Source organism: Levilactobacillus koreensis JCM 16448 (genome assembly GCF_001435525.1).
Lineage (GTDB): Bacteria > Bacillota > Bacilli > Lactobacillales > Lactobacillaceae > Levilactobacillus > Levilactobacillus koreensis.
The window spans coordinates 23,600-32,713 of record NZ_AZDP01000008.1; the positions used below are offsets into that span (position 1 = coordinate 23,600).

Genomic DNA, 9,114 nt, shown 5'->3' on the forward strand with positions numbered 1-9,114 from the left:
GAGACAACTAGCAGGTCTGGATCGTGTCCGTCTTAAAGCGGTTGCTAGAATAAGCATATCGCATATCTAAATAACGGGTTGTCAGCATGCTAAGTGCTAAGGCCCATTATAAAGTCACTTAGCAACTGAGTAACTTTATAATGGGTATTGGTGGGGGGACACACGTGCTTCAGCACAGATTTAATATAGTAGAAAAAAGATTGCGAATCAGAAATGATCCGCAATCTTTGCATTTGTTTATTAATTTAGAGTGGCTTTTTAGTACCAGCCATTAGCAAGCCAGTGACTCTTGGCGTTGCTCCATGAACCATAACGTGAAGCAACATAACTGTTAGCAACACGTTCTTGGTTGGCAGCGGAGTAGTCACCGTTTAAGTATGAAGCACTTAATTGGTACTTACCGATGTATTGACCGTTACGAGCAGAATATGAACCACCAGATTCTTTACCAGCAATCCAAGCCTTAGCAGCACTATCAGAACCATTGTTGCTATAGTTTGATGTTGAACTAGACGTTTGAGTCGTCGTCTGAGCAGCAGGTTTGCTAGTTTGTGTTTGACTTGATTGGGTCTGGCTAGCTTGGCTCGGTTGAGCTTGAGTTTGACTAGTCTGAGCTGATGATTGTGTCGTGGTCGTTTGTTGAGTCGTCTGTGTTGAAGTCGTTGAGGTTGTTGAAGCAGCTGAAGACGTAGCTTGGCTAGTTGCTGATTGTGGTGCAGCACTTGTAGCAGCAGAAGTCGTGGTTGTTGTAGTAGTACCATTGACTTCAAGCTTATCACCAATGAAGATTAAGTTAACATTAGCTAACTTGTTTGCCTTTTCAATGGCTGAAACTGAAGTGTTGTGAGCTTGGGCAATTGCTGAAACAGTATCGCCGGCCTTAACAGTATAAGTATCAGCGTTGGCAACCGTTGTTGAGATAGCGAATAAAGCTAATGCAGCAGTTGATGATAATACAAGGTTTTTGATCTTCATAATAATTAATACACTCTCCTATAATTTGCGTGTATTCGATTATTTACATATATTTTCTATTGGTCGAGCAGTTGATGTCTCAACCAATCAACAGTGACTAGTATAACTAGTGAGTGTTGCAGTGCAATAATCAGAACATTACGTTTTTAGGGGGTGCTTGTAATATAAGGCCGTTTTTGTAATGAATTGTAATATTTGGTAGATTGTATCAACATTACTAGAATAAAAGTAGCGGGATAAATATTTCACGACCAAATAGTATCTAAATCTATACGTTCAACACCAAGCAATCACACACCACAACACAGCACACCGTATAGACCCTTTAAAACGTCTTCTAAGCGATTTTAAGGTGCATTGCTTAATTATATATGGCGAATTGTCAAACTAAGTGCAACGGTTTGTCAAAAAATACTTCATATGGGGTTTCATAGTTTAACACTTTGCGAGGACGTTGATTTAACTGCTTTTGGCAGTGTTCAACGTCCTGTTCTGTATAATTATCAATATCTGTTCGCTTGGGAAAATATTCCCGGATTAATCCATTTGTATTCTCATTTGTTCCACGCTGTTCAGGCGAATATGGATCGGGCCAATAGACAGTAACACCTAACCTTTCGCTGATTTCATCAAGATGAAGAAATTCGGTCCCATGATCTGGTGTAATAGAATGAACAAATTCTTTAGGAATGGCCCCTAACAGTTCAACTAAGCCTTTATTTATCTCCTGCGAGTCCTTTTGCACAACCTTTTTGATAAGCGTAAGCCGACTAAGCCGATCGACAACCGTTAAAAGGATGGCGTGACCCGTTCGACCAATCACAGTATCAATTTCCCAGTCACCTATACGTTGACGCTGGTTGATAAAACCAGGGCGCTCATGGATCGAGATATAGTCGGTCTGTACTTCTCGATGTCGTCTAGTATTCTTTGAATGCCGAGTCCGATGTTTATGTCTGAGATGGCGCTGAATACCGGTATCACCACGTGAGGAGTACTTCTCACCTAAATTGTGTTGATAGATATGACGGTAAATTGTGTTGTAGCTAACACACCATTGATGTTCCTTATTAAAGCGAGCGGTAATCTGCTCTGGTAACCAGTGCAGATCTAAGATGTAATGAACAATTTGACGGCGTAATTGTGGATGGCTGTCTAATAGCCGCTTCTTGTGACAATTCTGCCGCTTTTGATGATAGTCATTATCTGCTTTGCTTGGGGAATAATTACCTGCACAACGTTTTAACTCCCGTGAAATAGTGCTTGGATTTCGCCCCAGCCGTAACGCAACAGCCCGGATAGATAACCCCTTAGTTCGTAAAAACATAAGTATTTCACGTTCTTTTATAGTAAGATGTTTATAGCTCATACCGGATACCTCGAATTGTTTGATTTGGTCGTTAAACATATTCTACCCGGTATGGGTTTATTTTTTTACTTTGTGTTGCATTTCAATTGTAAATTCGCCCTATTAAAAAAATTCTAATCACGTTCTAAAGCTGGAGACTTTTAAAAAAATCAAAATTTTGATATAGTGGATTATAGTACTTTTAGGTAACCAAGAAGTTTTTGAACGCCTTATGAAGGTTGAGTATGATGAAATTGGTTGGATATGGTGCTAATTTCTTGGTTTAGAACAAATTGGTGAATATAAAAAATGTAAATTTTATTTTGACTCATTCATAGCGTTATACACCATGTCTACCCAAGCGCGTGGCGCATGTTACCCAGATTATTATTCCTTATGAATAATAATCTGGGTAACATGCTAATACATGGAGGTGTATGTTGGTAGAAAAAGTTAAAGTTAAAAATGTAACTAAGATTTTTGGAAAGCAAATATCTCTAGCAAAAAAATTGTTGCGTGAGGGAAAGTCTAAAGCAGAGATCCTTTCGCAGACAGGTTGTACTGTTGGAGTTAATCAAGCTAGTTTTGCTGTTAATGAAGGTGAACTGTTTGTAATCATGGGGCTGTCTGGAAGTGGAAAGTCTACGATTATCCGAATGATCAACCGCTTGATAAATTCGACTGATGGGGATATTGAAATCGATGAACAAGGTGTGATGGGCCTCAGTAAGGAAGAATTACGTCACTTGCGCCAAGATAAGATCGGCATGGTTTTTCAAAATTTTGCCTTGTTTCCGCATAAGTCCGTATTACAAAATGCGGCTTATGGATTGGAGCTTAAAAAGTTTCCGTTAGATGTACGAAACAGGAAAGCTCATGAAGCATTGACACTAGTCGGCTTGACCGGGTATGACGACCAATATCCAGATCAGTTATCAGGCGGGATGCAGCAGCGGGTTGGTCTCGCGCGCGCTTTGGCCAATGATGCCGAGATTCTGTTGATGGACGAGGCATTTTCGGCCTTGGATCCGTTATATCGGAAAGAAATGCAGGATTTGTTATTGCAAATTCAAGAAAAAATGCATAAAACGATCATTTTTATTGGCCATGACCTGAACGAAGCTTTGAAATTAGGGGATAGGATTATGATCATGCGTGATGGCCATATCGAACAAATTGATAATCCGGAAGATATTTTGACTCACCCGGCTAATGATTACGTAGAACGCTTCATCGAAGGGGTCGACCGGACAAAGGTCCTGACGGCAAGTAGTGTAATGACGCAGGCCCAGGTGGTTAATATTGGAAAGGCTGGACCACGGGTGGCTTTGCGGAGAATGCGAGCCAACGATATCTCTTCAATATACGTGGTTGATAATGACAACAAATTCGTGGGTTTTGCCGATGCGCATGATGTTTCGGATCTGATTAAGAAGGGCAGTGAAGACCTGAAGTCAGTCCTTAGGACAGACGTGCCTAAGACAAGTGTGGATATGCCAATCAATGCATTGATTAACGATATTTCGAAGGCAGCAATTCCTTATGTCGTGTTGGATGATGACGATCATCTACTAGGCATCATTCTACGGAGTTCTGTTTTGGCGGCTATCGCTGGGGAAGAGGTGAGTGCTTAATGAATATTGGACAAATACCTTTAGCGGAATGGATCAACTCAGGTGTTGACTGGCTGAGTCAATTTACCGGATTTTTTTATAGTGTGACGATCTTTTTCCAGGTAATCATTGACGGTATTCAATGGGCTTTTGACTTCTTGCCGCAATGGGTCTTTATCTTGGTGGTCTTAGCACTCACGTACTGGGTTAAACGAGGACAAAAGAAAATTAGTTTCATGGTGTTTGAAGTTTTGGGGCTGTTATTGATCTGGAACTTAGGATACTGGCGTGATATGACCCAGACCTTGACGTTAGTTTTGTCGTCTAGTTTGATTGCAATCGTTGTTGGGATTCCACTTGGAATTTGGATGGCAAAAAGTTCAAGAGCTGAGATCGTAATCAAACCAATTCTTGACTTCATGCAGACCTTGCCAGCGTTTGTTTATCTAATACCGGCCGTTTCATTTTTTGGTATCGGGATGGTACCGGGGGTGTTGGCTTCAGTGATTTTTGCGACGCCACCGACAGTGCGAATGACAAACTTGGGAATCCGGCAGGTGCCAAGTGACTTGATCGAGGTAGCGGATTCCTTTGGCTCGACCAGCTGGCAAAAGCTAATCAAATTACAGTTACCACTAGCAAAAACAACAATAATGTCCGGAATTAATCAAACGATGATGCTTGGACTTTCAATGGTCGTGATTGCATCAATGATTGGCGCCCTTGGTTTAGGAACTCAGGTTTACTTTGCTGTGGGGCGTAATGATGCCGGGGCAGGATTTGCCGCAGGAATTGCTGTGGTTATTGTAGCTATTATTTTGGATCGAATCACACAATCGTTCAACAAAACATCCAAATAAAGGGGGAATGATTAGTTTGAAGAAAAGAATTCTCCGTTATTTGCAAATGGCCACAGTGATTATATGTTTGACAGCCATAGTTAGTGCTTGTGCTAAACCAGCTGAATACGACTCACATAAAAAGTTAGGACCGCAAATCAATTATACGATTACAGGGATCGAAGCTGGTGCGGGTGAAATGGCTAATACACAAACATTGTTGTCAAAATATAAGTTGAAACAGGCTAACTGGCAGATCATGCCAAGTTCTACAGCTGCGATGATTAGCACGTTATCCAAGGCAGTTAAAAATAAACAGCCTATCGTTGTTACTGGCTGGCAGCCACACTGGATGGTTGCTAAATATTCGTTGAAATTTTTAAAAGATCCAAAACATGTTTATGGTAATGGTGAATCAATGCGCACCATTACACGTAAAGGGTTGGAAAAAGATAATCCAGGTGCTACTAAGTTACTAAAGAATTTCCATTGGACAATTTCAATGTCAAATCCAGTAATGCTGAACATAAACGGTGGCATGAATAAGCAAAAAGCTGTCAATCAGTTTATTAAAAACCATCCTAAACAAGTCAAAGCATGGACAGCGGGGGTGCCAAACGGTCATGGCAAAAAAATTAAATTAGTTTATACACCATATGACTATGAAATTGCGGTAACCACTTTAGTAACGACTTTGTTGAAGCAAAAAGGATATAAAGCTACAATGCAACAGTTAGACGTGGGAGTTATGTGGAATTCGATAGCTAATGGTAGTTCTGACGCTTCCTTGACTGCTGAGTTACCAGTTACCCATGGCTTGTATGCCAAGAAGTGCAAAGGTAAGTATGTTCAATTGCGCAAAAATTTGAAGGGTGCTCAAACAGGGTTGGCAGTTCCCAAATATATGAAGAATATTAATACTGTTGATGATCTAAAAAACAAATGATATTGGCTGTAAAATTTCTGGCATTGGACCACACCAATGCCAGTTTTTTTGTTATTTGTCATGTGAAGTTGATGGAATCCTTATGAAGTATCTGGAGCTTAATTGGTCTAGGTACTTTTTTATACCGTCACAGTTTGACGTGCTGGGTGAAGCCATTGGCGTTGAATCTTAATACGGTTGACAAAGTTCTCCCAATTACGGAAGCCAAAAGCAGTGTTTTTAATCTTCTTAATTCGGCCGATGTTGCCCTCTAAATAACCGTTTGAATATGGTGATTCAACGGCGTTCAGGGCCTGTTTCCGGTACTTCTTAAAGCTTTTGATGGTTGTGCCCATTTGTTTAATTAGTTGATGATATTGGCATAGGAACTAATGAAATAGGTTTGTATTATGAATGCGCAAAGACTTTATGATGTCTTGATAAATCTCATAAGTTGTTTTGAAGTCTTGCCCCAAATTTGAGACATTCGGTGACTTCCTCGGTAATAATTTTGCGTGTCAAAATCAAAAGAAAAGACGACCACAAAGGACCTATACTTACTTACCGCAGATGAACGTATCAAGATTTAGCTCTTTTGGAAGGCCAAGATAAAGGGGTTCCTATGATGTAATGACGGACAAATTGTTCGGTACATTACACCACCGTAGGAGTCATGCTTAAAAATGATCGAAAGTCAGTTATAACCACGTTATAATAAAAACAGCAAAAGGAAGTACCATCGAAAACAGGGCTTCCCGCGCAAGCCGCTTCAAAGGCGGTGGCCTTAGCTAAAGAACGATATCAAGGCGCCCCATAACCGTTCAAAGTTATGTAGGGAGGCTTTTTTATTGGTAGTGCTTGTTGATATAGTTGAGTAGCACGATTAAAAATGTGCCAAACAGCAATATCAGCGAGACTGTCTGGAAGACGCTCATTGACTGTGAAACCTTCTTGAAGATTATTCCATGTCAACTCGCAAGGGAAAAGACAGTCACTGCCCTTAAAATTGCTTAGTCAAGCATACAAAGAAATGATGGATTGACCAAGCCACAATAAACATTAAGGTATCAAGCTTCCTAGAAGCCCAATTTGATTGCATTAAGTATCAGCAAAACATCTTTTGTAGATATCCTTTTTTGAGTTCCTGGAGTTTTTCAAGTTTACGCTGATAAAGAGCGATAGTCTTGTCGAGTTGTTTGAAAAAAATGCCAATTTTCTTTTGTTCTTGTAAACTTTTAGGTAGTGTTACTTTGAACTGTGATAAAGATCTTTGACTAACACCTTTCGCAGTACCGCCGCTTGATAAGGATGATAATTCATTAAATGATTTCGGCGAACGTAACAAGACAGCCAAGAAATCATTTGTGATTTTATCTGAAGCAACATCAAAAGCGATTGTTCGTTGACTGAGAATATATTTGTTGTTGTCCGGTATTTGTGCCACATTTCCCATTGGTGCCTCTGTGGTAAATAATACTTGGCCCTTATAAAGTTCTTTTCCAGTCATCCACTTATCATATAGTTTTTGATTTCCATAATGTGCATCAGCAGATGGATCAATATAACCATTTTTTACATTAAGAGCTGAAAGGGCAAGATATCCAGACTCGCTCCAATCCATATCCAGTTTTTTGGGAGTACGTCCACGAAAATCTACTGTACGTCTAATGTTGTCGAAGAACTTACGCTGTTCCAAAGCGTCAGCAAACCCTAAAAATCTTAATTCTGGGAACTTGCTCCCATTTTTGGGGAACAATTTCTGCAAATAGCCCTGTTTAAGTGCCTTAAGCTTAGCTAACTTACGCTGGTTGACTGCGATGAGGGTGTCGAGGTGTGGTAGATTGCAAATTTAATCCGAATTTTTGGACAAATTTGTCAGCATAACCTGATACGGTGTTTGCCAGTCGAGTATTTTAAGCGGTCGCTGGTTAATTTGGAGTAACGTCGTCGTTAAATCTTGAGCACTAATGTGCTCAAAACGAGTCCCTTTAGGATAAAAATAGGTAGATTGTAAAATTAATCCGAACGCTGTTCGGATTAATTTTACAATCTACCATATATCTAAGCTTTTTTAATGGTGAGAAACTTTGCCACTTGCAATGCTCGATTAATTACTTAGGTATACAAAATGATTATTGTCACGAGACTAAAATAATCTTAATGTTTAAATTTTCTTCATTTCAATAAAAGACCGGTCTGCCAAAACCCAAAGATTTTAACAGACTGATCTTTATTTACATTAGTACATCTTGACTTATCTTGAAAAAACTTTAATTTATCCTAGCAAGTTGTTGTGACAAAGTTTCCACTTGTTTAGTCAACTTCTCCAGATCGTGACTCTGGTTGAAAGCTTTTAAGTTCGCTTGCACTTGCCGAACACCTTCCTGGACCCTTTCTTGGCCATTAACAGTCAAAGATAGCCAAACAATTCGTCGATCATTTGGATTCACTTGTGATTGAATTAAATTATCTTGAATCAATCGCCAAGTATTCCTGGAAATTAGTGTGCGCGTGACCGTGAATGCATCAGCTAATTCACTAGCAGTAGCTTGCCCATGTTGTTCAAGATAGACTAATATTCCCCACTCACGCATTGAAAATTCAGTTTTGGCCAGTCCTTGCACTAACATCTGGTATGCCTGATTCTGAATAGCTTGCAGGGTTGTTAAGCTCTCAAACTGGTTCTTAATTTGCTGCTGATTTAGCATATAATATCATCCTATTCTTTGTACTGCCGCTGAGTCATTCCGAAGAGTTATAACAAACTACTCATGGCTAATAGTAATAAGCCCCTCAGTGTCATATGTCGTTGGTCAGTTTCATCAGTTCGAGGCAACCATTGATCTACAAAATTAGTAGCCTCTGTTTGACCAGCCTGAACCGGTTTAGCAGCATCGTTGATTGGCTCGGGTTAATAGAAACTCTAAAATCTGTCGATAAACTATTTATAATTCTTATTATAATAAATTGATTCAAACTCATTATGAACGTTAGAAATATTATTAATATGCATTGAAGGTTAATTTTACAATCTCCTCGATTTAAAATTGAAGTGCAACACCTGCTCTACTAGACCAGTTCTTTATTCAGACTAGTCAAAAAGGCCATGAAGACCTATTCTTAATTCACCACAAACAAGAAAGAGGTATCTTCATGACCCGAATTAAGAATATCATATCTAATCAGTATCACCAACTCAATTTAGCTGAACGTGGTCGAATTGAAGCCCTAAGGGGCTTAGATTGGTCCATCCGCCGGATTGCCAAGGCTCTTCATCGTAATCCCAGTACGATTTCGCGTGAATTAAGACGGGGGACAACAACACAGATTAACGCTAATACTCGTATCTTCGAACAGTTGTCAATAGCGGCGTAGAAATGTTGGAAAATGGCGGTTTAAAAATGTAGGTTTTTG

General features: G+C 39.7%; 8 protein-coding genes and 3 pseudogenes. 4 read left to right on the top strand and 7 right to left on the bottom strand.

Annotated elements, in window-relative coordinates:
* Nucleotides 1-258 precede the first annotated feature (258 nt).
* Complete coding sequence (gene apf, locus FC99_RS00410; RefSeq protein WP_041161898.1) at nt 259-975, bottom strand: aggregation-promoting factor; 717 nt, start codon at nt 973-975, stop codon at nt 259-261.
* Between the two features lie 382 nt (nt 976-1,357).
* Entirely contained in the window at nt 1,358-2,344 is a 987-nt protein-coding gene (locus FC99_RS00415) for an IS30 family transposase (RefSeq protein ID WP_191982033.1), read from the bottom strand.
* Nucleotides 2,345-2,763: 419 nt separating this feature from the next.
* On the opposite strand from FC99_RS00415, the gene FC99_RS00420 reads away from it, so the two are divergent.
* Genes FC99_RS00420 through FC99_RS00430 form a run of 3 tightly spaced genes read left to right on the top strand, consistent with a single transcriptional unit; the run spans nt 2,764 to nt 5,721 of the window.
* On the top strand, nt 2,764-3,957 hold the full coding sequence (locus tag FC99_RS00420) for a quaternary amine ABC transporter ATP-binding protein (RefSeq protein WP_027822877.1): 1,194 nt from the start codon (nt 2,764-2,766) through the stop codon (nt 3,955-3,957).
* A complete protein-coding gene (locus tag FC99_RS00425; RefSeq protein ID WP_056986426.1) occupies nt 3,957-4,796 on the top strand; it encodes an ABC transporter permease in 840 nt (279 codons plus the stop codon). The genes FC99_RS00420 and FC99_RS00425 overlap by 1 nt, the downstream gene beginning before the upstream one ends.
* Before the next feature lie 7 nt (nt 4,797-4,803).
* Entirely contained in the window at nt 4,804-5,721 is a 918-nt protein-coding gene (locus FC99_RS00430; RefSeq protein ID WP_056986428.1) for a glycine betaine ABC transporter substrate-binding protein, read from the top strand.
* Between the two features lie 119 nt (nt 5,722-5,840).
* Here FC99_RS00430 and FC99_RS00435 read toward each other — a convergent pair whose 3' ends face one another.
* The 5 genes and pseudogenes from FC99_RS00435 to FC99_RS00445 all read right to left on the bottom strand — a co-directional run bounded on the left by FC99_RS00435 (nt 5,841) and on the right by FC99_RS00445 (nt 8,408).
* Nucleotides 5,841-6,065 carry a transposase gene (locus FC99_RS00435; protein ID WP_225420561.1) on the bottom strand — a complete coding sequence of 75 codons (225 nt, stop codon included), beginning with the start codon at nt 6,063-6,065 and terminating at the stop codon, nt 5,841-5,843.
* A gap of 480 nt (nt 6,066-6,545) precedes the next feature.
* Entirely contained in the window at nt 6,546-6,635 is a 90-nt protein-coding gene (locus FC99_RS14065; protein ID WP_222844221.1) for a putative holin-like toxin, read from the bottom strand.
* Between the two features lie 170 nt (nt 6,636-6,805).
* Nucleotides 6,806-7,531 (bottom strand): annotated as a pseudogene (locus tag FC99_RS00440) (restriction endonuclease subunit S); the annotation flags it as partial.
* Nucleotides 7,532-7,549: 18 nt separating this feature from the next.
* A pseudogene (locus FC99_RS13720) lies at nt 7,550-7,702 on the bottom strand (IS30 family transposase); the annotation flags it as partial.
* A gap of 268 nt (nt 7,703-7,970) precedes the next feature.
* The gene (locus FC99_RS00445; protein ID WP_056986434.1) at nt 7,971-8,408 is read right to left on the bottom strand and encodes a MarR family winged helix-turn-helix transcriptional regulator; all 438 of its coding nucleotides are present in this window, start codon (nt 8,406-8,408) and stop codon (nt 7,971-7,973) included.
* A gap of 445 nt (nt 8,409-8,853) precedes the next feature.
* Between FC99_RS00445 and FC99_RS00450 the strand changes: the two are divergent.
* Nucleotides 8,854-9,018, top strand: a pseudogene (locus tag FC99_RS00450) (helix-turn-helix domain-containing protein); the annotation flags it as partial.
* Between the last annotated feature and the right edge of the window lie 96 nt (nt 9,019-9,114).

Excerpts from the sequence above, each read along its gene's own strand:
- apf (WP_041161898.1), bottom strand. The coding sequence starts at position 975 with ATGAAGATCAAAAACCTTGTATTATCATCAACTGCTGCATTAGCTTTA.
- FC99_RS00415 (WP_191982033.1), bottom strand. The coding sequence starts at position 2,344 with ATGAGCTATAAACATCTTACTATAAAAGAACGTGAAATACTTATGTTT.
- FC99_RS00425 (WP_056986426.1), top strand. The coding sequence starts at position 3,957 with ATGAATATTGGACAAATACCTTTAGCGGAATGGATCAACTCAGGTGTT.
- FC99_RS00430 (WP_056986428.1), top strand. The coding sequence starts at position 4,804 with ATGATTAGTTTGAAGAAAAGAATTCTCCGTTATTTGCAAATGGCCACA.
- FC99_RS14065 (WP_222844221.1), bottom strand. The coding sequence starts at position 6,635 with ATGAGCGTCTTCCAGACAGTCTCGCTGATATTGCTGTTTGGCACATTT.
- FC99_RS00445 (WP_056986434.1), bottom strand. The coding sequence starts at position 8,408 with ATGCTAAATCAGCAGCAAATTAAGAACCAGTTTGAGAGCTTAACAACC.